Annotated in this window: 21 protein-coding genes and 1 pseudogene; 13 read left to right on the top strand and 9 right to left on the bottom strand. The window is 71.4% G+C overall.

Going from position 1 to position 22923, the window contains the following annotated elements; all coding sequences use genetic code 11:
- Positions 1 to 179: 179 nt before the first annotated feature.
- Positions 180 to 2018, bottom strand: coding sequence for a regulator (locus KV557_RS03250; protein WP_256176845.1), 1839 nt, complete (start codon positions 2016 to 2018; stop codon positions 180 to 182).
- A 310-nt stretch (positions 2019 to 2328) separates the two neighbouring features.
- On the opposite strand from KV557_RS03250, the gene KV557_RS03245 reads away from it, so the two are divergent.
- Positions 2329 to 3090, top strand: coding sequence for a 3-hydroxybutyrate dehydrogenase (locus KV557_RS03245; RefSeq protein WP_218198056.1), 762 nt, complete (start codon positions 2329 to 2331; stop codon positions 3088 to 3090).
- A gap of 1416 nt (positions 3091 to 4506) precedes the next feature.
- Here the strand turns inward: KV557_RS03245 and KV557_RS03240 are convergent.
- Together KV557_RS03240 and KV557_RS03235 are read right to left on the bottom strand one after the other, a co-directional pair.
- Positions 4507 to 5658, bottom strand: coding sequence for a damage-control phosphatase ARMT1 family protein (locus KV557_RS03240; protein ID WP_308129744.1), 1152 nt, complete (start codon positions 5656 to 5658; stop codon positions 4507 to 4509).
- Between the two features lie 462 nt (positions 5659 to 6120).
- Positions 6121 to 6384, bottom strand: a complete 264-nt coding sequence (locus KV557_RS03235) for a hypothetical protein (protein ID WP_218198055.1) — start codon at positions 6382 to 6384, stop codon at positions 6121 to 6123.
- A 317-nt stretch (positions 6385 to 6701) separates the two neighbouring features.
- Between KV557_RS03235 and KV557_RS03230 the strand changes: the two genes are divergently transcribed.
- Entirely contained in the window at positions 6702 to 6995 is a 294-nt protein-coding gene (locus KV557_RS03230; protein ID WP_218198054.1) for a hypothetical protein, read from the top strand.
- Between the two features lie 421 nt (positions 6996 to 7416).
- On the opposite strand, the gene KV557_RS03225 is transcribed toward KV557_RS03230, so the two are convergent.
- Complete coding sequence (locus KV557_RS03225) at positions 7417 to 7563, bottom strand: hypothetical protein (protein ID WP_218198053.1); 147 nt, start codon at positions 7561 to 7563, stop codon at positions 7417 to 7419.
- 288 nt (positions 7564 to 7851) lie between these two features.
- Between KV557_RS03225 and KV557_RS03220 the strand changes: the two genes are divergently transcribed.
- The 6 genes from KV557_RS03220 to KV557_RS03195 all read left to right on the top strand — a co-directional run bounded on the left by KV557_RS03220 (position 7852) and on the right by KV557_RS03195 (position 14473).
- The gene (locus tag KV557_RS03220; RefSeq protein ID WP_218198052.1) at positions 7852 to 9231 is read left to right on the top strand and encodes an MFS transporter; all 1380 of its coding nucleotides are present in this window, start codon (positions 7852 to 7854) and stop codon (positions 9229 to 9231) included.
- A gap of 58 nt (positions 9232 to 9289) precedes the next feature.
- Positions 9290 to 11197, top strand: coding sequence for a helix-turn-helix domain-containing protein (locus KV557_RS03215; protein ID WP_218198051.1), 1908 nt, complete (start codon positions 9290 to 9292; stop codon positions 11195 to 11197).
- A 161-nt stretch (positions 11198 to 11358) separates the two neighbouring features.
- Positions 11359 to 12129 carry a lipoyl(octanoyl) transferase LipB gene (lipB, locus tag KV557_RS03210; protein ID WP_374106587.1) on the top strand — a complete coding sequence of 257 codons (771 nt, stop codon included), beginning with the start codon at positions 11359 to 11361 and terminating at the stop codon, positions 12127 to 12129.
- A 144-nt stretch (positions 12130 to 12273) separates the two neighbouring features.
- Positions 12274 to 13227, top strand: coding sequence for a lipoyl synthase (lipA, locus tag KV557_RS03205; protein WP_218198049.1), 954 nt, complete (start codon positions 12274 to 12276; stop codon positions 13225 to 13227).
- A gap of 219 nt (positions 13228 to 13446) precedes the next feature.
- Complete coding sequence (locus KV557_RS03200) at positions 13447 to 13629, top strand: hypothetical protein (RefSeq protein ID WP_218198048.1); 183 nt, start codon at positions 13447 to 13449, stop codon at positions 13627 to 13629.
- A gap of 145 nt (positions 13630 to 13774) precedes the next feature.
- Positions 13775 to 14473 carry a DUF4191 domain-containing protein gene (locus tag KV557_RS03195; protein WP_374106586.1) on the top strand — a complete coding sequence of 233 codons (699 nt, stop codon included), beginning with the start codon at positions 13775 to 13777 and terminating at the stop codon, positions 14471 to 14473.
- An 86-nt stretch (positions 14474 to 14559) separates the two neighbouring features.
- Here KV557_RS03195 and KV557_RS03190 read toward each other — a convergent pair whose 3' ends face one another.
- Complete coding sequence (locus KV557_RS03190) at positions 14560 to 15027, bottom strand: RDD family protein (protein ID WP_218198046.1); 468 nt, start codon at positions 15025 to 15027, stop codon at positions 14560 to 14562.
- A gap of 265 nt (positions 15028 to 15292) precedes the next feature.
- Between KV557_RS03190 and glnA the strand changes: the two genes are divergently transcribed.
- Together glnA and KV557_RS42165 are read left to right on the top strand one after the other, a co-directional pair.
- Entirely contained in the window at positions 15293 to 16705 is a 1413-nt protein-coding gene (gene glnA / locus KV557_RS03185; protein ID WP_218198045.1) for a type I glutamate--ammonia ligase, read from the top strand.
- 80 nt (positions 16706 to 16785) lie between these two features.
- Positions 16786 to 16974 (top strand): hypothetical protein, encoded by a 189-nt coding sequence (locus KV557_RS42165; RefSeq protein ID WP_256176843.1) that lies wholly within the window; start codon positions 16786 to 16788, stop codon positions 16972 to 16974.
- Here the strand turns inward: KV557_RS42165 and KV557_RS03175 are convergent.
- Both KV557_RS03175 and KV557_RS03170 read right to left on the bottom strand, forming a co-directional pair.
- Positions 16955 to 17992, bottom strand: coding sequence for a PP2C family protein-serine/threonine phosphatase (locus KV557_RS03175; protein WP_218198044.1), 1038 nt, complete (start codon positions 17990 to 17992; stop codon positions 16955 to 16957). The two genes, KV557_RS42165 and KV557_RS03175, sit on opposite strands and share 20 nt — an antisense overlap.
- A gap of 326 nt (positions 17993 to 18318) precedes the next feature.
- Entirely contained in the window at positions 18319 to 19536 is a 1218-nt protein-coding gene (locus tag KV557_RS03170) for a cytochrome P450 (RefSeq protein WP_218198043.1), read from the bottom strand.
- Positions 19537 to 19657: 121 nt separating this feature from the next.
- Here KV557_RS03170 and KV557_RS03165 point away from each other — a divergent pair, with 121 nt between their 5' ends.
- Positions 19658 to 20014, top strand: coding sequence for an arsenate reductase family protein (locus tag KV557_RS03165; protein ID WP_218198042.1), 357 nt, complete (start codon positions 19658 to 19660; stop codon positions 20012 to 20014).
- A 26-nt stretch (positions 20015 to 20040) separates the two neighbouring features.
- Here the strand turns inward: KV557_RS03165 and KV557_RS03160 are convergent, their stop codons facing one another.
- Positions 20041 to 20511 carry a pyridoxamine 5'-phosphate oxidase family protein gene (locus tag KV557_RS03160; protein WP_218198041.1) on the bottom strand — a complete coding sequence of 157 codons (471 nt, stop codon included), beginning with the start codon at positions 20509 to 20511 and terminating at the stop codon, positions 20041 to 20043.
- Between the two features lie 123 nt (positions 20512 to 20634).
- Between KV557_RS03160 and KV557_RS03155 the strand changes: the two genes are divergently transcribed.
- Complete coding sequence (locus KV557_RS03155) at positions 20635 to 21183, top strand: DUF1697 domain-containing protein (protein ID WP_218198040.1); 549 nt, start codon at positions 20635 to 20637, stop codon at positions 21181 to 21183.
- 120 nt (positions 21184 to 21303) lie between these two features.
- Positions 21304 to 21849 carry a DUF1707 and FHA domain-containing protein gene (locus KV557_RS03150; protein ID WP_218198039.1) on the top strand — a complete coding sequence of 182 codons (546 nt, stop codon included), beginning with the start codon at positions 21304 to 21306 and terminating at the stop codon, positions 21847 to 21849.
- Between the two features lie 50 nt (positions 21850 to 21899).
- Here the strand turns inward: KV557_RS03150 and KV557_RS03145 are convergent.
- Positions 21900 to 22855, bottom strand: a pseudogene (locus tag KV557_RS03145) (DUF1152 domain-containing protein).
- Positions 22856 to 22923 lie beyond the last annotated feature (68 nt).

Below are 22923 nucleotides of genomic sequence, written 5' to 3'. Positions count from 1 at the left end.
GCGGTGAGCGCCGCCGTCCAGCCGGTGACGCTGGCAGCCGCGGGTGCGGGCCGAGAGCTGGTGAGCGCGCGGCCCGCTTCTGGTGTCTGGACGGGTGGTCGGATCGCCGCTGCCTGGCGGGGTGTTCAGACCGCCGCCGTCCGGCGCGGTGTTCAGATCGCCCCCGTCCGGCGCGATGCTCAGATCACCCCCGCCTGGCGGGCCGTTTCCTCGAAGGCGCGGGCCACCGGGCTGCCCCGGTAGGGGGTCAGGCGGCGGTGGAAGTCCCGGACGTACTCCAGCGAGCGGGCCGAGCGCATCTCCGCCGCCGCCCGCAGCGCGTCGGTGGCCATGGTGCAGGCCTCGTCGAGGTCCCCCATGCCGAGCCGGGCGGTGGCCAGCACCAGGCGGCAGAAGATCCGGCTGCGGGCGTAGGCGGGCGAGCGCAGCCGCAGCGACTTCTCGGCGTGCTGGGCGGAGGTGCGCCACTGCTGGAGGTCGCGGTAGCAGTGGGCGAACTCGTCGGACAGCTGGGCCTCGTCGAAGTACCGTGCCCAGGAGGGCAGTTCGTCGCCCGCGCGGGCCGCGGCCAGGGACCGTTCGGACCGCACCAGGGCGGTGGTGCAGGCGCGGACGTCGCCCAGCAGGCCGTGCCCGCGCGCCTCGGCGGCGTGCAGCAGCGCCTGGACGACGGGCGGCACGGCGGTGCCCACGCCCTGCTGGGCGACCCGGGCCAGCTGGACCGCCTCCCGGCCGTGGCCGAGGTGCACGGCCTGCTGGCTCATCGTCACCAGCACGTACCCGCCGAGGGCGCGGTCGCCGGCCGCCTGGGAGAGGCGCAGCGCCTGGACGAAGTAGCGCTGGGCGAGGCCGTGGGCGGCGATGTCGAAGGACGTCCAGCCGGCCAGCCTGGTCAGGTCGGCGACCGCGCCGAACAGGGCGCGGCCGATCTGCTCGCCGTACCGGCCGCGCAGCATCGGCTCGGCCTCGCTCTCCAGGTAGCGGACCAGGGCCTGGCGGGCGTGGCCGCCGCCGTAGGCGTGGTCGAGCGCGCGGAAGAGGTCGCCGACGGCGCGGATGGCGGCGATGTCGCCGCGGCCGACGCGCAGGGCTGGGCGCTGCTCGCGGGTCGGGTCGGCGTACGGCGGCTCGACGGCGGCGGGCGGGCGGCGGCTCTGGGTGGGGACGCGGCCGAGGGCGGCTGCCGAACCTGGTGCCGTGGCCGGTCCGGTGCCCGCCGTCGTACGTGCCCCGGGCGCGCCCGGGGCCTGGAGGCGCGCCGGGCCCATGGGGGACGGGCTCACGGGGGTCGTGCCGGGCGCGTTCGTGGGTGGTCCGGCCGGCGGGCCGGTGGCGGCGTCCGGGCGGGCCAGGGTGGAGCCGTCCCGGGCGACCCGCTCGTCGGTGCGGCCGATCAGCCAGTCCCGGCTGGGGACGACCAGGCCGGCCGGGGTGAAGGCGATCCGGCGCAGCTCGGACTGCGGACCGTTGTCCTTGCGCCACATGCTCGCCACGATGTCCACCGCCTCCTGCGGGGTCTCGGCGAACTCCAGGCCCGCGTAGACCGGGGCGCAGGCGTCCAGGCCGAGGTCCTGGGCGGTGAGGCGGCGGCCGAGGCGGCGGGTGAACACCTCGGCGATCAGCGCCGGGGTGGCGCCGCGCGGCTGCTGGCCGCGCAGCCAGCGGGTGACCGAGGTCTTGTCGTAGCGCAGGTCGAGGCCGTGCTCCAGGCCGAGTTGGTCGACCCGGCGGGCCAGGCCGGCGTGCGAGAAGCCGGCCTCCTCGATCAGCGCGGCCAGTTGGCCGTTCTGCGGGGCCGGACCGGAATGGCCGGAGCCTGTTGCGGTGGGCGCGGGAACGGCGGACGGACGCCGGTCGGGGGTGGCCTGCTCGGGCAGCCGCAGCTCGTCGGCGGCCGGGGCGTGGGCGGTCAGGGCGTCAGGGGCGTCCGGAAGGGCCCGGCCGATCGGACCTCGGTGCTGGTCGAGCGGGTCGAGCGGTCCGTACGCCGGGCTGTCGGTTGCAGGCCGTTGGGGCATAGTCAGTCAACACCTCTCGGACGCCGCACCGGGCTCTACCAGCACTTCGGCTGCCTGTGGCGGCGCCCCCTGTCGGGAATCGGCGTGAATGTAGCGAGCATTCGGGCGCTATGGGTGGATCTGACCGAGCAATCCTCCGAACGGGTGAAGCAACCGCGCCCATTGTGGGGAAGCCGGGACAGGATGGGTTTGGCCTTCCGGGGTCGAACCGTCGAGCGATCGTCATAGCGGTGACCACCACAGTCCACCAGGATGCTGTAGCGGCCCGCCACATGGGAGCCGAGCCGCCGGATTCCTACCGTTCTCGCCCATGGACACCTCTTCAGCCCGCCCGCTCGACGGCCGCACGGCCCTGGTCACCGGGGCCGCCTCGGGCATCGGCCGGGCCTGCGCCGAGACCTTCGCCGAGGCCGGCGCCCGGGTCTACGTCGTCGACCTCGCGGCCGGCCCGGCCCGGGAGCTCGCGGAGCGGATCGGCGGACTCGCCGTCGTCACGGACCTCGCCGACCCGGAGGCCGTCGAGGCGCTGCCGGCCGACGCCGACATCGTGGTCAACAACGCCGGCCTCCAACACGTCGCCCCCGTGCACGAGTTCCCGCCCGACCGCTTCACCATGATCCAACGCGTCATGGTCGAGGCCCCGTTCCGCATCCTGCGCCGCACCCTCCCGCACATGTACGAGCAGGAGTGGGGCCGGATCATCAACATCTCCTCCGTCCATGGCCTGCGCGCCAGCGCCTTCAAGTCCGCCTACGTGACCGCCAAGCACGCCCTGGAGGGCCTGAGCAAGACCGTTGCCCTGGAGGCCGCGCCCCATGGTGTCACCAGCAACTGCATCAACCCCGGGTACGTCCGAACTCCCTTGGTGGAGAACCAGATCGCCGCCCAGGCCCTGGCCCACGGCATCCGCGAGGACGAGGTGGTGGACCACATCATGCTCGACCGCACGGCCATCAAACGCCTCATCGAACCGACGGAGGTGGCTCAACTGGCCCTCTGGCTCTGCACCCCGCACGCCTCCTACATCACGGGGGCGAGCCTCCCGGTCGACGGGGGGTGGACGGCGCACTGAGGGGCCATCGCGACAGAATCAACCATCCTGCCCGGGGCCGCTGATCCAAGTGATCGTTCAGGAAGGTCCGAACCTGTCGCCACCGCTCCCTGCCCTCGGACGAGTTCGGCTCGTCATCTGTGATCGACACGTTGGGCACAGAGTTCCGTTCCATTCCGTGGGGTGGCCGCTCGGGCTGTCCACAGAGCGGTGCGAGCGCGCGTGGCACCTCTGGCCGCCACGGAAGCTCCACACCCGACTGCCGCAGATCGCTTCCCAAGGCCCGCGCAAGCACCGCAGATACCCGGTCGAGGCACGGGGTCGCGGCACTCCGCACACTCGGCGTATCGAGCTGTAGAAGGGCACTCTTGGGCGCGGGAGGGCGGCATCTTGTGTTCCAGCCGGTAGCGGAGCACGGCCGCCGGTGAGTGCACAGGGGCAGGCAGACCCGACAGCAGGGCTTGGGCCAGGTCAGCCGGGGTACTGCCACGCTCCAACCACTGGACGACCAAGGGCGCCAGCTTCTCTGCTTCGGTTTGCCCCAGACGCAGGCGGGGCTCGGGCCGGATCACTCGGAACAGCGTGGCCACCGCTTCTCGCACCTGTTCATCCGGCACGACAGGCAACCGTTCCGAGCTCTCGGGGACTTCCCCACATTCCCCCGTATCGCTTTCATCGGCCGGATTCGCGGGGAGGGAGGTTTCTTGGTTCCGGTTCTTTACAACAGGGAAGCCTGCACGCCCGGTAGCCGGTTCACCGGACGCCGGACGGGTGGCAGCCGGTGGCCTCAGCCGCGGAGTGTCGTAGACGTGGGCCTCGCTGCGGAGAGTGCCGTCGGGCATGCGGATCGTCTCGACCCGGTAGAAGCCGGCGTCGGTGAGTTCCTTGAGGGCCTTGCGGATTGCTCCTCGGCCCTGGGGGCTGGTGTCGGCCATGTGCCGACCGTCCTCGCGCCAACCGTCGGGGCGGGAGAGGAGATCCGCGAGGAGGCCGCGGGCGGTGTAGCTCAGTCGCCGGTACTGCAGGACGGCGTTGGGCAGCACGGTGAAGTGACGTACGTGTTCTGTACGATGGACGCGCATCGGGAGTTCCTGCTCCTGGTGCCTGGCCCCGGGGTGTTGGTAGCACCGCCGGGGTCGCCTGTTTTCTGTTGGATTACGGAACGTACCACGCCACGCGCCGGGGCAACTCCCTTTTACAGCAACGGCGTTTGTCGCATTTACTGCTGAGCGTGGATCGACCGCGACTGACCTCTCTGGTCTGGCCGTGCCCCTCTCGGTTGACTCTCAACGGCGTCACACCTCTTCGGGTGTGACGCCGTCGGCGCTTGGCTGCCCGGCGCGGTCGCCAGTATTCGTCAGCCTGACGCAAATTTGCCGCCAGGTGACCCCTCCGGCCGACGACGGCAGAGCGAGACCACCCACGTACGTGTTGCGGCTATCGGCGGAGATCGACCTGGACGACGGCGTGGCGGCCGTTGGTCCGCCAAGGAGTCCCCGAGCTGTCGAGCCGGGTGACGGTGGCGGCGTCGACACCGACGATCACGTCCGATTTCAGCGTCCGCAGGGCCGTGACAGACGACGGAAAGTGGCTGGTCGTCTCGGTGAAGGGGGCCGTCGGCGGCCAGAGTTGGTCGCCGACCAGGCGGCGGTAGTTGAGGTCGCCCTTGAGAATCGTCATCGCCGCACCGGTGAACTCGGTCCAGAGGTCGGCGGGCATGTCGTGGAATGGCAGTGGCGCGCAGAAGAACGGGTGCGTTCGGACCACGAGCGCGCCGCCGTTCATCGCGTGCCACAGCCGCCTGCCCACCGCCGCCGCGGTCTCCGAGGGCGCGGTGCGCAGGCGTTCGACCGAGGCGAGGACGTCGGCCATCGTCGCGTCCGACACGTAGTACGGCTGCGGCTTCACGTACAGGACGGCCTGAGCCGCCAGGCCGCTGTTCAGGAGGTGGTCGATCAGCACCAGGTCCGGCAGCAGTTCCCGGCCGGCGTTGTCCGCGACGACGCAGACCCGTCCGCCCCTGGTGCGCTCCAGCTCTGCCCAGAGAAGTGCGCTCTCGTCAGCGACCAGATCGGATGTGGTCTGCCCGCCGGCCTCCGCGGTGATCTGGAAGCTGAGGTCCGCGCGGTTGCCCCACAGGGCGGACGACAGCAGCGCCTCCGCCCGCCGAGTGTCCGGCAGGTCGTCGAGCTTGCCCAGAGCGGCCAGCTCGTCGTCCACCGCCGTCCCGGCAAGCTCGGCGTTCTTGAACGGAGCGAACGGGTCGATCCCCTGCCAAACATCAGGCCCGAAGTAGCCGATGGCGTCGAGCAGTCGGCGGTAGAAGTAGCTCTCCGCCCACAGGAACGGCACCTCACCCCAAGGCCGACCCCACAGTCCCTCTCCCCACTCCAGCCACTGAGCGTGGTCATGGGCGCTCTCCGCCGGCGGTTCGAGGACTCCGGTGGTGCTTTCCGCCAGAAGGCGCTTCACCGCTGCTCGCTCGGCGGGGCCGTACGGCATTGCGTCGAGAACCTGCTGGACGAGTTTCGGGTGGCGCTCGTGGAATACGCCCCAGGCGAAGGACCCGGGGACATCGCTGCAGATCACGGGTGCGGATGGCACGTGGGGGCTCGTCTCTCTCGTCAGTGGCGGGCGGTTGGGCCGCTGGTAGCCTCGCCGGCTGAGCCAACGAGACCGCCGATCCGTGGCCACCGCGGACGACCAGGCGGGCTCAAGGCCCCCGGCTGTGGGGGCCGGGTAGCGCGCCGCCGGCTCTTCGGGGCCTCCGTCCAGCCGTCGGCGCGCGCTAGCAGTGTGAATGAATCATCCACTCAATTCATTCAGAGTTGGGAGAAGAGCGACACGTGAGGACCAGCGCCGTTGGTTTGCTGTTGGCGGGTACCGTCGCCGTGATTGCGGTGGTCGGTTACTGCCAGCACCGTGGGCGTGCTGAGGTGATCCACCCATGACTCCCGCCCGTGACAACGGTCCTAGGCACACCGGCACGCGGGCGGGACACCCGGTAGCCGGGAGACCGCGCCGAGAGCGTCGCGGTCTCCCGGCCCCTCGTCACCGCAGCGGGATGAGGTCGAGGGCGACCATGTCGATCAGCTGCCGCAGTCCGCTGTGGAAGACGTCGTGGTCGGTGACCACGTCGAGAACGGAGTCCGTATGCCCGGCCAGGAACGGGAACCGCTCGGGCGGCAGCGCCGCCAGCCCCTCGCGGGTCCTCTGCCGGGTGGCTGCGGTGTTGGCGTGGTCCACGAAGGCGGCGCAGCCGAGGGTGAACAGGTGGAGCCTGCGGTAGGCGGCGGTGGAGTTGGCGGGTGTCATCCCGGCGCGCTCGCCGGCCGCCAGGACGGGTTCGGTGAGGCGGGCGAGCAGCTGCTCGCCGAGCCAGGGCCGGGCGCCTCACCCGGCTGCCCACCGCGGCCTACGACCCCGCTCGGGTCACCGACTCGATCGTCAGGTTCGGTCCCGCCCTGAACGACTACCGCACCCCCGACGGCGGCCTCGACCACGAACGGTACTGGCCCGCCGCCGACGCCACCCGTGCCGCCTGGACCCGCGCCGGACTGCGTCCGGACCCCGTCGCCGCCGCCCTGCGCCTGCTCGGTTGCGCATGAGGTGAGGCCATCCAGCCCGCCACCGTGAACGGGCGTCCGTTGTTCGGCGGCACGCTGCGGGAGATCAACAGCGGCGCGCGCATCCACTACGACGAGGCCGTGCGGGAGGTCCCCGGCCTCTTCGACCAGCACCGCATCGCCCAACTCGCGTTCAACACGTGGTTCCTGGCCCCCGAGTCCGGCGGCGAGACCCGGCTGTGGCGCCGCCGCTGGCAGCCCGAGGACGAGCAGCACCGCATCTCCTACGGCTTCGACCTCGTCACCCGGTCGATCTCGAGCCCGGAGTTCGCGCACTACGAGCTGCCCGTCGCCGCATAGGCCTCGAACACGATGCCGGCCTCCCTGGCGAGGCTCAGGGCCAGCTCCATGGCCCCCGGGCCTCGCACAGTGGCGCCCTTGAGGTGTGCGGCGCCTCCAACGTCGATCAGCGTGCAGTTGTCGAAGCTGACACCAGGCTGAACGACGACGTTGGCGAACCGGGCTCCCGTGAGATCACACTTCTCGAATCGAACATCGCGGAGCCGAGGGATTCTTCAGGCGAGACGTTGCCTGAGTCATGGAGGTCACCTCACTGTAGCTGCCGGGGCGGATGAGGCGAACGCTAGCAGCCAACTGGCATAGCGAGAAACGCAGTTGAAATTACAGGTGCGGTGAAGTCCTGTAGCAATTCGGACTGCCTGAAACCAAGAATTGCCCTCTTCCCGGACTCCTGGAAGGGGCGATTCTTTGCGTCGAGAGATCAGCCGGCCTGATCAACGCCCTGCTCGGCCTCCAGCCTGGTCGGCTCGCCCTGGAGGACCACCGCACGGTCGCGGGGCAAGGTCTCGTTCACGGCGAGGCTGGTCTTCGCGTCCTCGCGCCACTGGGCGACCTCACTCCGTTTCACAGTCACTCACAGTCGTGGCAGCCCGGGACTCGAACCAGCACCGAGTCAGCACGGGAGGGGTGATGAGGGATGGTCGGAGGTGCGTCCAGGTCAGCACCAAGTCAGCACCGGTCTTGCGAAGGCCCGCACCGAGCCAGGTCAACCAACCGGCTCGACGGCTCGCCCCACGGGGTGCATGGTCTTCACATCCACACCGATGCATCCGAGTATGTGGTTCGCCAACATAGGCCCCCGGCCTGGGAGTTCCTACCTTGTGGCGACACCGTCCCCCATCCGGAAGTGGTGACCATGGACTCCTCCGCCGCACCCAGAAGCACGAAAGGCTCGCTGCCACGAGTTGTGGCAGCGAGCCTTATCGGAACGACCATAGAATGGTACGACTACTTCGTCTACGGAACGTCTGCGGCATTGGTGTTCGGGAAGGTGTTCTTTCCGAACAGTGATCCGCTGACGGGGACGTTGTTGTCGTTCCTCACCTACGCGATCGGGTTTGCGGCGCGGCCGCTTGGGGCTCTGGTCTTCGGGCACTTCGGGGATCGGGTCGGGCGGAAGAAGCTGCTCGTGGTGAGCCTGCTGTTGATGGGTGGGTCGACCACTCTGATCGGGGTGTTGCCGACGTACAACACCGCAGGGGTCGCGGCGCCGGTGTTGCTGACCGTGTTGCGGTTGGTGCAGGGGTTCGCGCTCGGTGGGGAGTGGGGCGGGGCTGTGCTGCTGGTGTCGGAGCACGGGGATCGGCGGCGGCGGGGGTTCTGGGCTTCGTGGCCGCAGGGTGGGGCGCCGGCGGGGAATCTGTTGGCGGCGGGGGTGCTGTCGTTGATGACGGCGGTGCAGTCGGACGACGCGTTCCTGTCGTGGGGGTGGCGGGTGCCGTTCCTGCTGTCGGCGGCGCTGGTGGGGGTCGGGATGTGGATCCGGCTCGCGGTGGACGAATCGCCGTTGTTCCAACGGGCTTTGGCGGCACAGACGGCGAGGAAGGTGAATGAACAGCCGCCGCTGGTGGGCGTGCTGCGGCATCACTGGCGGGAGGTGCTGGTGGCCATGGGCGCGCGCATGGCGGAGAACATCTCGTACTACGTGATGACCACCTTCGTGCTGACGTACGCCGTCACGCATGTGCACTTCTCGAAGCAGACGGCGCTGAACGCGGTCTTGATCGCCTCCGCAATCCAGTTCGCGCTGATCCCCGCGTTCGGGGCACTGTCGGACCGGGTCGGGCGCAAGCCGGTGTACCTGGTGGGCGCGGCCGGGGTCGGGGTCTGGGCGTTCGTCTTCTTCGGGATGGTGGATACGAAGTCGTTCGGGTCGCTGGTCGTCGCGGTGACCGTCGGGCTGGTCTTCCACAGTGCGATGTACGCGCCCCAAGCGGCCTTCTTCTCCGAGATGTTCGCCACCCGGATGCGGTACTCGGGCGCCTCGATCGGTGCCCAGTTCTCCTCGGTGGCTGCGGGCGCACCGGCTCCGCTGATCGCGACCGCGCTGCTCAAGGACTACGGCAGCGCCACGCCGATCTCGGTGTACGTCGCGATCGCGGCCGTGATCACGGTGCTTGCGGTGCTGTGTGCGCGGGAGACCAAGGGGCAGGACCTCGCGCAGATGGAGGGAGAGGTGGAAGGGGAGGTCGGGACGGAGGCCGTCGACGCGGTCGGAAAGCCCGCCACCACCTGACGGGCGAGCCGCTACCATCGCGCTCTCTCGGACCCGACGCCGATTGGCGGCACGCACCATGAACGACCCGCACTCCAGCGCCGCGCCCGCGCTCCGGCGGTTGCTCGACCTTCTCGCCTCCGGCGCCGCCACCGAGGACTTCGCCGACGTCCTGGCCGACGCCCGCCGTCAGGGGGCGCCGGCCGCGGTGCTCGCCGAGATCGACGACGCGACGTGGCAGGCCCTGCGGGTGCACCGCACGTTGCGTCAACACCGCCGCCGAGAAGCCGAGTTGACGGCCCTGTTCGACACCGCCGGAGACCTCGCCGCCTCCCGGGACCTGGACACCGTGCTCCAGGCGATCGTCCGCCGGGCCCGGATGCTCCTCGGCACCGACACCGCCTACCTGACCCTGCCGGACGAGGCCGCCGGCGACACCTACATGCGGGTCACCGACGGCTCGGTCTCCGTCCTCTTCCAGACCCTGCGGCTCAGCCTCGGCGACGGCCTCGGCGGCCTGGTCGCGCAGGCCGCCCGCCCGTACGCGACCCCCGACTACCGCACCGACGACCGCTTCCACCACACCGGCACCATCGACGCGGGCGTGCTCGACGAGGGCCTGGTGGCGATCATCGGGGTGCCGCTGCTGCTCGGCGGGCAGGTCATCGGCGTGCTGTTCGCCGCCGACCGCTCGCCGCGCGCCTTCTCCCCCGACGAGGTCGCGCTGCTCTGCACTCTGGCCGCGCACGCCGCGATCGCCCTGGACACCGCCAAGTCGCTGGCCGACACCCGGGCCGCGCTCGCCGAGCTCAACACCGCCAACGAGCTGGTCCGGGCCCACTCCGCCGCCGTCCAGCGCGCCGAGCGCGCCCACGACCGGCTCACCGACCTCGTCCTGCGCGGCGCCGAGGTGCCGGACGTCGCCGCCGCCGTTGCGACCCTTCTGGGCGGTGAGATAGCGGTCCTGGACGCCGAGGGCGAGCCGCTGGCCGGACGGTCCGCGCCCGCCGCCGAGCTGGCCGAGGCGGTCGCCGCCTCCCGGGCCGAGGGCCGGTCCGTCCGGCACCGGGACCTCTGGGTCTGTGCGGTGCTGGCCGGGCAGGACGCGCTCGGCGCGATGGTGCTGCGCGGCCGGCCCGAGCTGGACGACGCCGACCGGCGGCTGTTCGAGCGCGCCGGCGTGGTGACCGCGCTGCTCCTGCTGCTGCGTCGCTCGGTGGCCGAGACCGAGAACCGGGTCCGCGGCGAGCTGCTCACCGACCTGCTGACCACCCCCGACCGCGACCCGGCCGGGCTCACCGCGCGGGGGCGCCGGCTCGGTGTCGACCTCGGCCGCCCGCACCTCGTGCTGGTCGCCGAACCGGCCGGCGCCCCCGGCCCGGCCGCCACCGACCGCACCCGGCTGGCCGGGGCGGCCGGGCGGTACCTGTTCGGCACCCGGGGCATCAGCGCCGAGCACGGCGAGGCCGTGGTCCTGCTGGTGCCGGAGGCCGGTGATCCCGAGGAGGCCGCCCGCCGGGCTGCCGAACGCCTGGCCAGGCTCGCCGGGTTCCCGGTGACCGTCGGCACCGGCCGCCCGGCCGCCGATCCGTCCGCCATCGCCGCCTCGTACGCCGAGGGCCTGCGCTGCCTGCGGGCACTACGGGTTCTCGGCCGCGCCGGGGAGGGCGCCTCGGCGCAGGCGCTCGGCTTCCTCGGGGTGCTGCTCGGCGACGGGCACGACGTGGACGGCTTCGTCGGCGCGACGCTCGGACCGCTGCTGGACTACGACGCCCGGCGCGGCACCGAGCTGGTCCGCACCCTGCGCGCGTACTTCGACTGCGGCGGCAGCCTGACCCGGGCCAAGGACGAGCTGCACGTCCACGTGAACACCGTCGTCCAGCGGCTGGACCGGGTCGAGGTGCTGCTCGGGCGGGACTGGAACCAGCCGGAGCGGTCGCTGGAGTTGCAGCTGGCGTTGCGGTTGCAGTTGCTGTCGGGTGGGTGAGCGGTCGCGTACGGGTGCCTGAGCCGTCGCGTGCGGGCGCCTGAGCTGCTGAGTCCGGACGGCTGAACGGCACGCCGCGGCCGGGGCGTACAGTGGCGAGGTTGGTCTCGAACGCCTGGCAAGGAGCGGCAGCGGTGAGCGAGAACGTGCGTTTCGTTCAAATGGGCATAGGTGAGCGCACCGTGCCCTACCAGGAGGCCTGGGAGGAGCAGCAGCGGCTGCACGCGCTGCGGGTCGCGGACGAGATCCCCGACACCGTACTGCTGCTGGAGCACCAGTCCGTGTACACGATGGGCAAGCGCACCAACCCCGCCGACCTGCCGCTGGACGGCACACCGGTGGTCGAGGTCAACCGGGGCGGGGAGATCACGTGGCACGGCCCCGGTCAGCTGGTCGGCTACCCGATCGTCAAACTGCCCGACCCGATCGACGTCATCGCGTACGTCCGCCGCCTTGAGGAGGCGCTGATCCGGGCGAGCGCCGAGTTCGGTGTGGGAACCACCCGGGTCGAGGGCCGCAGCGGGGTCTGGGTCCTGGGCGAGACCATCCCGGACGCGGTGGTGGATCCGACCCAGGTGGTGGACATCGGCAAGCTCACCCTGCGGATGGGCCTGCCGCTGGGGATCGACCCGCGGCTGGCCGGCCCCGAGTACGCGCCGTCCAATGCCGGGCAGCGCGGTGACGACCGCAAGCTCGCCGCGATCGGCGTGCGGGTCGCCCGCGGGGTGACCATGCACGGCTTCTCGCTCAACTGCGCCCAGGACATGACCTTCTTCGACAAGATCGTGCCGTGCGGCATCCGGGACGCGGGGGTCACCTCGCTCTCCAACGAGCTGAACCGCGGCCTCTCCGTCGGCGAGGCGCTGCCGGTGGTCGAGCGGCATCTGGCGGACGTGCTCGCCGAGCTGCCCGAGCCGGCGCTCAGCCGCTGAATCCCGTGCCGTTGCAGTCCCACTCCGGGGAATCTACTTGCCGGTAGCTCTGTTGCCCTGCGATTGCAGGGCGGCAGGCCCGGCGAAGGCCGTACAACCACAGGCGTACCCTGGGGGTACCCCGTCTAGTTCTAGGAGTCGCACGTGTCCGCTGTCGCACCCGACGGCAGGAAGCTGCTCCGCCTGGAGGTCCGCAACAGCGAGACCCCCATCGAGCGGAAGCCCGAGTGGATCAAGACCCGCGCGAAGATGGGCCCGGAGTACAACGCCCTCCAGTCGCTGGTGAAGAAGGAGGGGCTGCACACCGTCTGCCAGGAGGCCGGCTGCCCCAACATCTTCGAGTGCTGGGAGGACCGCGAGGCGACCTTCCTCATCGGCGGTGACCAGTGCACCCGCCGCTGCGATTTCTGCCAGATCGACACCGGCAAGCCCGCCGAGTTCGACCGGGACGAGCCGCGCCGGGTCGCCGAGTCCATCGTCACCATGGACCTGAACTACGCCACCATCACCGGCGTCGCCCGCGACGACCTGCCGGACGGTGGCGCGTGGCTGTACGCCGAGACGGTGCGCCAGGTGCACGAGATGACGGCCGGCCGGACGGGCGGCCGCACCGGCGTCGAGCTGCTGATCCCCGACTTCAACGCGGTGCCCGAACAGCTGGCCGAGGTCTTCTCCTCCCGCCCCGAGGTGCTCGCGCACAACGTCGAGACGGTGCCGCGGATCTTCAAGCGGATCCGCCCGGCGTTCCGCTACGAGCGCTCGCTGGACGTCATCACCCAGGCCCGCGCGGCCGGGCTGGTGACCAAGTCCAACCTGATCCTGGGCATGGGCGAGACCCGTGAGGAGGTCAGCCAGGCGCTGGCCGACCTGGTCGGCGCGGGCTGCGAGCTGATCACCATCACCCAGTACCTGCGGCCGTCGCTGCGCCACCACCCGGTCGAGCGCTGGGTGAAGCCGCACGAGTTCGTCGAGCTCCAGCAGGAGGCCGAGGAGCTGGGCTTCGCCGGGGTCATGTCGGGCCCGCTGGTGCGTTCGTCGTACCGGGCCGGGCGGCTGTACCGGCAGGCGCTGGAGCGGCGCGAGCAGGCCTCGGTCTGACGTTCTCGGCGCACGTTCCAAGCGCTTCTCGGCGCACGTTCTGGGCACTCCTCGGCGCTCAGCGGCGCTTTTCAGCCACGCGAAAGGGCGGAGCCTCGGCTCCGCCCTTTGGTTTCACCATGCTTTGACTGGCCGGTCACGGACTGGTAACACGGAGTGGTGACGATGGACTCGTTGCGATCGTTCGATTCTTCTCAGCCACGAGAGGAGCTGTTCCGTATGCGGATCCGGTCGGTGGGGGTTGCCCTGCGGTTCGCCGAGAGCGTTCTGATGGCCGGCGGCCAGCGGCACGCCCGGCGCAACGCCTGGGCGGCGGTCTGCGAGAACCGCAGGTACGCGGCGGACCGTCGGCACGACGCCCTGGCGGCCGGGACGGTGACGGGGAAGTCCGCGCGGCCCTGAGAGCGCCGGCCCCAAGAGCACCAGCGCCCGGAGCACCAGCACCCGGAGCGCCGGTCGCTGTGCGCAACAGTGCGCAGGCACACGGGTTACGGTTCGGGGCGAACGGGTACCCGGGCTTGGATATCCCGTACCCGTGCCACGTACCATGAGCGTTATGGCGAGGGAAACATCCGAAAACCCCGGGCGGCTGAAGCAGATCCGTCTGGCGTACACCATGACCAAGAAGGTCGACACCAAGATCGGCCTGATCATCGCCGGCGTCGGCCTGCTGACCTTCGGCGTGTTCCTCGCCATCGGCTTCGCAATCGACCACCCCGTCTATCTGGGCATCCTGGGCTTCATCGTGGCCTTCCTGGCCATGGCGATCGTCTTCGGGCGCCGGGCCGAGCGCGCCGCGTTCGGGCAGATGGAGGGGCAGCCGGGCGCCGTCGCGGCGGTGCTGAACAACATCAAGCGCGGCTGGAGCGCGAGCTCCACCCCGGTGGCGGTCACCCGTAACCAGGACGCGGTCTACCGCGCCGTGGGCCGGGCCGGCATCGCGCTGATCGGCGAGGGCAACCCGAACCGGGTGCGCCAGCTGCTGGCCTCCGAGAAGAAGAAGATGGCCCGTGTGGTCGGCGACGTGCCGGTGCACGACATCGTGGTGGGCAACGGCGAGGGCGAGATCCCGCTGAAGAAGCTGCAGATCCACCTGATGCGCCTGCCCCGCGCCATCACCCCGGCCCAGGTCACCGAGACCAACGACCGTCTGCGCGCGCTGGGCGACCTGCTCTCCAAGGCGCCGATTCCCAAGGGCCCGATGCCCAAGGGTGCCCGGATGCCCAAGGGTGGCCAGGCCCGCTAATCCCCCTGTCGATACGGAACGGCCCCGCCGCGGAACTTCTGCGGCGGGGCCGTTCGGCGTTTCGGTGCACTACATGCTGCGGTGCGCTACATCCGGACCTCGACGGTGCCGACCGCCTTGTCGTGCAGGCCGCGGGTGTCGCGGTCCCAGACCAGCGGCGGCACCAGCAGGCAGAGCAGCAGGGTGCGCAACATCACCTGCGGGATGGTCGCGCGGGTGCCGTCCAGCCGGACCACCCGGAGTCCGAACAGCCGCTTGCCGACCGTCGTGCCGGTGGTGGCGAGCAGCAGCGCGGTGACGCCGAAGAACAGCGGCGTCGTCCACAGGTTGGCCGAGGCCGGGGTGCCCTTGGCGATCAGCCCGTAGGCGACCAGGGAGACCAGCCAGCCGTCCACGAACAGGGCGCCGATCCGGCGGCCGGGGCCGGCGATCGAGCCGGGGCCCTCCTGGGGCAGTCCGAGGCGCTCACCGCGGTAGCCGAAGTCGGTGCCCATCTTCTCGGCGGCCGCCTTCGGGCCGTCGATCCACGATCCCAACGCTTCTCTGGTGTCCACGAATCCACACTAACCGGGCGGCACGTCCGCGCCGCCACCGGCTCCCCCCGTCGTCCACGACCGGGTGAATCCCGATTCCCGGGCCCTCCCCAGTGGTCCAGACCACTTCGCGAGCGCCGAGCTGGTGGGCGGGGTGTTTTGCCCCGGACCGTACATCTTTGCCACCCGTTCGGTGGCCGTGGTTAACATCTAGGAAACGAGCGGGTCACCGGTCGGAAACGGACCGTTCCTAGGGTGAGCCGCATTCGCACGCCGAGGAGGATGTATGTTCAACAACGCCGCCGAAGTGAAGCAGTTCATCCAGGACAACGACGTCAAGTTCGTCGATGTCCGGTTCTGCGACCTGCCGGGCGTCATGCAGCACTTCTCCGTCCCTGCGGCGACCTTCGACCCGTCCGAGACCCTGATGTTCGACGGCTCGTCGATCCGCGGCTTCCAGGCCATCCACGAGTCCGACATGGCTCTCGTCGCGGACCTCGCCACGGCGCGGCTCGATCCTTTCCGGACCGAGAAGCACCTCAACATCAACTTCTTCATCCAGGACCCGGTCACCGGCGAGGCCTACAGCCGCGACCCGCGCAACGTCGCCAAGAAGGCCGAGGCCTACCTCGCGTCCTCCGGCATCGCCGACACCGCGTTCTTCGGGCCCGAGGCCGAGTTCTACGTCTTCGACTCGGTGCGGTTCGAGACCAGCGCCAACGCGTCCTTCTACCACATCGACTCCGAGGCCGGCGCCTGGAACACCGGTGCCGCCGAGGGCGACGTGCGCGGCTACAAGGTCAAGTACAAGGGCGGCTACTTCCCGATCCCGCCGGTGGACCACTTCGCCGACCTGCGCGCCGAGATGTCGCTGGAGCTGGCCAAGTCCGGCCTGGAGGTGGAGCGCCAGCACCACGAGGTCGGCACGGCCGGCCAGGCGGAGATCAACTACAAGTTCAACACCCTGCTGCACGCCGCCGACGACCTGATGCTGTTCAAGTACATCATCAAGAACGTCGCCTGGCGGAACGGCAAGACGGCGACCTTCATGCCGAAGCCGATCTTCGGCGACAACGGCTCGGGCATGCACGTCCACCAGTCGCTGTGGAGCGAGGGCTCGCCGCTCTTCTACGACGAGCAGGGTTACGCCGGCCTCTCCGACACCGCCCGCTACTACATCGGCGGCCTGCTCCGGCACGCCCCCTCGCTGCTCGCCTTCACCAACCCGTCGGTGAACTCCTACCACCGCCTGGTGCCGGGCTTCGAGGCGCCGGTCAACCTGGTCTACTCGCAGCGCAACCGCTCGGCCGCGATCCGCATCCCGATCACCGGCTCCAACGCCAAGGCCAAGCGCATCGAGTTCCGCGCGCCGGACCCGTCCTCCAACCCCTACCTGGCCTTCTCGGCGATGCTGATGGCCGGCCTCGACGGCATCCGCAACAAGATCGAGCCGCTGGAGCCGGTCGACAAGGACCTCTACGAGCTGGCCCCCGAGGAGCACGCCAACGTCCCGCAGGTGCCCTCCTCCCTCCCGGCCGTCCTGGAGGCCCTGGAGGCCGACCACGAGTACCTCCTCGCGGGCAACGTCTTCACCCCGGACCTGATCGAGACCTGGATCGACTTCAAGCGCACCAACGAGATCGCCCCGATCGCCCTCCGCCCCCACCCGCACGAGTTCGAGCTGTACTACGACCTGTAGGCCGCAGCCCGCTTCGCCGAAGCCCCCGTCCCGGTAAATCGCTTGCCGGGGCGGGGGCTTCGAGGTGTTGGATCGGCGGTATGGGGAGCAGACGGCAGGGTGGCGTGACGCCGACGGTGTACGTGTCGGTGGACGTGGAGGCGGACGGGCCGATTCCGGGGCCGTACTCGATGGTCAGTTTCGGGGCGGTCGTGGCGGTGCTGTTCGCCGACCTGCTGGAGTGGGGCGGCCTGCCGGAGCGGGACGGCGCTACGGCTCCTCGGGGGTGAGGGCGAGGATGGCGAGGTCGTCGGCGAGGAGGCCGGCGTACTCGTGGACGTCCTGGGCGAGGAAGGTGACCACGCGGTCGGGGGACGTCGTGCCGAGGGCGGCGAGGCGGGGGGCCAGCGGGTAGAAGGCGCCGGTGGCGTCGCGGGCCTCGCTCACGCCGTCGGTGTAGAGCAGGAGGGTGTGGCCCGGGGGCAGGGCGACGGCGGTGGGCTTGCTGCGCTCGTCGGCGGGGCCGAGGTGGCCGAGGCCGAGCGGGAGCTCGTCCGGGCAGGCCACCGAGGTGATGGCGCGGTCGGCGAGCAGCAGCGGGGTGGTGTGGCCGCGGTTGACGATCTCCACGCAGTCGGAGCCCGGCCGGTACTGGAGCAGGACGGCGGTGACGAACAGCTCGTCGTCGCCGCGGTCGGCGGCGTCCCGCAGCACCGCGCGGTCCAGCTGGTCGGCGATCTCGACCAGGCCCGGGGTGTCGTGCGCGGTCGCCCGGAAGGCGCCGAGCACGTCCGCGACCGTCCGGACCGCGCCGAGGCCCTTGCCGCGGACGTCGCCGAGCAGCACCCGGACGCCGAAGCGGGTGTCGCACACCTCGTACAGGTCGCCGCCGACCAGCACCTCGGCCTGGGCCGGGCGGTACAGGCCGGCCACCCGCAGGCCGCCCGCCCGGTCCGGGACCGGGCGCAGCACCGTGCGCTGGAGGGTCTCGGCGACCGTGCGGGCGTGCAGGAGGTTGCGGTTCTGCCGGGTCCGCTGCCAGGACAGGGCGGTGCCCATGATCCCGGAGAGCAGGGTGGCGATGTACACCCAGACGTGGTGCTGCTCGTTGATGTGGCCGGCGCGCAGGGCCAGGGCGAGCTGGAGGGCGAGGGAGCCGACGGTGGTGCCGGCGGTCAGGGCCGGGCCGTAGCTGAACGCGGCGACCACGGGCAGCGCGGTGAGCAGGAACCCGGCGGCGACCGCGTCCGGGACGACCGCCTCGGCGGCCAGGTCGAGCACCAGCAGCACGACCGGAAGCCAGGGCACCCACCGCGGCACCCTGGGTTCCACGGCCGCCGGAAACGGCGGGCGGGTCGCTGCGGGCACGGCGGGAACCTCCTGGCGCACCGGCCGGAATGACCGGTTCGTCCCTCCATGCTCCACTACCGACAGGCGCTACCACGAACGGCCGAACGTCCCGGATGCGGCTGGTCAGGGCCGATCCGCGGAGGGTGACCGGCCCTGGGGCGAGCCGACGGAGGGTGACCGGCCCTGGGGCGAACCGGCGGAGGGTGACCGGCCCTGGGGCGAACCGGCGGAGGGTGACCGGCCCTGGGGCGAACCGGCGGAGGGTGACCGGCCCTGGGGGTGAGCTAGCGGACCACGACCGGCAGCGTCTCGTAGCCGCGCAGGACCAGACGGTCACGGCGGATCGGCACGCCGGCCGGGGCGAGCCGGGGGAAGCGGCCCAGCAGGGCCGGCACGGCGACCTCGGCCTCCAGGCGGGCCAGCTGGGAGCCCAGGCAGTAGTGCTGGCCGGCGCCGAAGCTGAGCGGCTGGCTGCCGGTGCGGTTCGGGTCGAACACCTCGGGGCGGTGGTAGCGGGCCGGGTCGTGGTTGGCCGCGCCGAGCAGGACGAGCACCATGCTGCCGGGCGGCGCGGGCAGGTCGTCGACGGCGACGCCCTCGGTGAGCGCGATCCGGGTGGTCAGCTGGACCGGCGAGTCGTAGCGCAGCACCTCCTCGGTGAAGCCGGCCGGGTCGAGCGTGCCGGTGCGCAGGGCGGCCGTCACGTCGGGGTGGCGGAAGAGCAGGGCGAGGCCGTTGCCGAGCAGGTTGGTGGTGGTCTCGAAGCCGGCCACCAGCAGCAGCACGAGGTTGGCCAGCAGCTCCCGGCCGGAGAGGCGCTCCGGGTCGTCGGCGGCGATCCGGGCGAGGTCGGTGACCAGGTCGTCCTGCGGGTGAGCGAGGCGCCGGGCGGCGAGCTCGGTGAAGTAGCCGGACAGTTCGTCGGCGGCCGCGTCGGCGGCGCCGAGTTCGGCCAGGTCCTGGACGAACTCCAGGGCGACGGTGAGGTCCCCGGCGAGGGCGCGGAAGCGGTAGCGATCCTGCTCGGGCACGCCGAGGAGTTCGCAGATCACGCCGACCGGCAGCCGGAAGGCGAAGGCGTCCATGAAGTCGACCGCCGAGCCGTCGGACCCGGCCTCCGCCATCTCGTCGAGCAGCGTGGCGACGGCCGCCTCGACGGCCGGCCGCAGCGCGGCGACCCGGCGGGCGGTGAACACCGAGGCGATCAGCGAGCGGACCCGGGCGTGGTCGGGCGCGTTGCGCTCCAGAATCGAGCCGCCGAACAACGCCAGCGAGGAGTGCTCGACGAACTCCGGGGCCGGCCCGGACTGCATCTCGGCCGTCGCGACGCCGAAGCCGGCGGTGCGCAGCACCTTGTCGGCGGTGCCGTGGCCGAGGGCCAGGAGCGTGTCCGGCCCGGCGGACGCCGCGGTGCCCAGCTCGTGCGCCCGCGCGTACAGCGGGTACGGATCCGCCCGGCCCTCGCTGGTCAGCAGCTGCTCGATGATCGCCGTGCCGTCCATCCGGTGCTCCCCTCTCACTGTGGTGTCTCCCGGTTCGTGAACCACCAATGGGCGGGCGGGAGTTCCCGCTCCGCCCGGGGTTCGTCCCGGCCGGGGTGGCCCGCTCGGTAGGCTGGCGGGCATGGAGATCTGGATCAACCCGCGCTGCGGCAAGTGCCGGGCGGCCCTCGGCGAGCTGGAAGCCGCCGGGGCCGAGTACACCGTGCGGCGCTACCTGGAGGACCCGCCGACCGCGGCCGAGCTGGAGCAGGTGCTGGAGCGCCTGGGCCTGGAGCCGTGGGACATCACGCGGATCGACGAGCAGGTGGCGAAGGACCTCGGGATGAAGCAGTGGACCCGGGAGCCGGGCGACCGGGCGCGCTGGATCGCGGCGATGGCCGAGCACCCGGTCCTGATCCAGCGCCCGATCATCACCGCGGACGACGGGCACGCCGTCGTGGCCCGGACGCCCGAGGCGCTCAAGTCCGTTCTGCCGTAACAGTTTTGCCTTGACGGGCGGGTCGGTCAGTGGAGCCGGATGCGCTCCACCGGCCGACCCGGGTGCCAGTTGAAGACCCAGAGGTGGCCGTCCTCCAGGCCGGTGTGCACCACCTGTTCCAGCTCCAGCCGGAACGCGTGGAACGGGCCGGGCGGCGGCTCGGGCAGATCGGCGACGTAGGCGGCGAGTTCGGCCTCGTCGGTGATCTCCACCGCCCGGCCGGCGAGCTTGGAGTCACCGCTCGCCATGGTCTCATCCCCCGGATGGGAGTGCAGGGCGAAGCGGCCGTCGCGCCGGAGATCGCGCGCCTTGACCGAGCCGTACATCGACCCGAGCATCGCGTCGGCGCCGATGAAGTCCACCTCGGTGCCGCTCACCCGGGGCGATCCGTCCTTGCGCAGCGTTGCCAGGACGTGGTGCTTGTTGGCCTCGAACCGGGCCCGTACGAGGGGCGCGAGATCGGGTGCCTCCTGCTCGAAATCCTGCCAGGTAGCCATGGCGCCAGTGTGGCATCGTGCACTGACAATCGCCGGGCGCTGACCGCGCTGACAACCGCCGGGCGCCGGCAACCACCCGCCCGCTGCCACGGCACTGTCGGTGGCCGGTGCCAGACTGGCGGGGTGACCACCACGACCACGTACATCGCGTTCCTGCGGGCCATCAACGTCGGCGGCCGGACGGTGAAGATGGAGCGCCTGCGCGCGCTCTTCGCCGAGCTGGGGCTGGGGGGCGTCCGTTCGTACATCCAGAGCGGCAACGTCTTCTTCACCACCGACGAGGCCGACCGCGCCGCGCTCACCCTGCGCATCGAGCAGCACCTGGAGGAGGAGCTGGGCTACCCCGTCCCGGTCCTGTTGCGGACGGTCGACGAGGTGGCGGAGCTGCTGGCCGCCGAGCCGTTCCGGGGCATCGAGGTGACGCCCGACATCCGACTGGTCATCGCCTTCCTCTCCGAGCCCCTGCCCGCGGACCTCGCGATCCCGTACACCTCGCCGAAGGGCGACCACGAAGTGATCGGCGCCGACGCGGGCGCCGCGTACGTCGTGATCCATCTGCGGAACGGCAAGTGGGTCACCGGCGAGCTGTTCGGCAAGGCCTACGCGGGGTCGGTCACCTCCCGGTTCCTGCACACCACCAAGAAGATCCTGGCGGCGGCCAGGAAATCCTGACCCGCAGACGGTGGAACCGCGGAGGCGGTCCGCGTGTCCTGAGGTGGGGGACGTCCTCGAACTGGGACGACGGCAGCCGGAATCTGGACAGCCGGGCACGGCGGCGCCGACAATCAGGACATGACGCCTCCTGAGATCCGGACGTACGCAGTCCGGCCGTCCGAGGCCGAGCGGGACCAGGCGCTCGGGGTGCTGCGGGACGGCGCGAGCAGCGGCCGCCTGTCGCACGAGACCTTCCTCGGCCGGATGGAGCTCGTCCTGCATGCCACCAGCCGCGCCGAGCTGGACGCGGCGATGGCCGATCTCCCGACCGGGAACCCGCTGGAGCGATTCCTGCTGCGGACGGTGGGCCGGATCTCCGGGTTCGGGGAGCGGCTCGGCCGGGCCTGGCGCACCGAGCGGCTGCCGGGCCTGAACCTGCCGCAGGCCGGGGCAGGGCAGTTGACGATCGGTCGGATCCCCGGCTCCGGACTGCGGCTGCACGACGCCTCGGTGTCCCGGCACCACGCCGAGCTGCGGCACGAGGGCGGCGGCTGGGTGCTGTACGACCTCGGCTCGACCAACGGCACGCACGTGAACGGGCACCGGATCGCCGGCGGGGTGCGGGTGCACCCCGGCGACCAGGTGCGGTTCGGCAACCTGGAGTTCCGGCTCGCGAACGGCTGACCTCGCTGACCCGGGGGCCCGGGACCCGCGCGGTCAGGGCAGGAACAAGGTCAGTGCGGGAACTGCCGGGGCGGGCGCTGCCGCGCCAGGCCGTCCCGGAACTCCTCGATGACGGTGCTGATCTGCCGCATCAGCACCGTGTGCTCGATCCGGTCCAGGTAGCGGTGCTCGGCGGCCGGCGCCTCGACCGTGACGCCGAAGTAGAGCGTCATCAGCGGATTGACGAAGAGTTCGCCGCCGTTGGTCCGCTCGGTGAAGCGGACGTCGCCGAACTCGCCGCGCAGCGCCGCCGCCACCGAGCCGTTGACGATGCTGGGGTGCTCGGGGAAGGCGGCCCTGGCGTGCTCGACGGCGTCCAGATAGAGCACGCCCTCCCGGCTCCCGCTCGGGATGGAGAAGGCGCCGAGGTAGCCGCCGGCCCGGTCGAGGGCGGCCAGGTTCTCCAGCACCAGCGAGTGGTTGACGCCGTGGTAGGCGTCGATGCCGAAGCCCAGGCAGGCCGCTCCGGGACGCCGGTGAGCCCGGCGACCGCGGCGAGGCTGGCCATGTCCTCCTCGGGCGTGCCGAGCCCGGACTCGTCGCCGCGCATCAGGATGTCGGTGCCGCCGTCGACCAGCAGGACCGTGTCGACGCCCAGGTGGCCGGTGAGCGCCCGGTAGGCCTCGCGCAGCGGCCGGACGCCGACCGACGGGAAGGCCCAGACGGTGTCGGGCATGCGGTGCAGGTGCAGCCAGCGGGCCAGGGTGCGCTCCGGGAAGTAGCCCTCGGGGGCGGCGGTTTCGGGGCTGTTCCGGGCCACGTCCGGCTCCAGCCAGACGTCGGCGGGCAGGCCGTAGAGGTGGGTGAAGGAGAGGTTGGCCAGGTGCACCTCCTTGCCGGCCGCGCGCAGGGCGAGGGCGAGCGGCAGCCCGGCGTAGACGTCGAGGCCGCCGCCGGCGCCCGCGACGAGGATACGGTCGGCGGCCAGCAGCCGTGTGATCAGCGGAGGTTGAAGCAGAGAAGTCACCGGCGGACGGTAGCACCGGCCGCCGTCGGGCGGCGTCGAGTGGTGCCGGCTCCGGTCCCGATGTCAGT

The sequence above is a fragment of the Kitasatospora aureofaciens genome, from assembly GCF_019192735.1.
GTDB lineage: Bacteria > Actinomycetota > Actinomycetes > Streptomycetales > Streptomycetaceae > Kitasatospora > Kitasatospora aureofaciens_A.
This window is presented reverse-complemented; position numbering and strand designations above follow the sequence as displayed.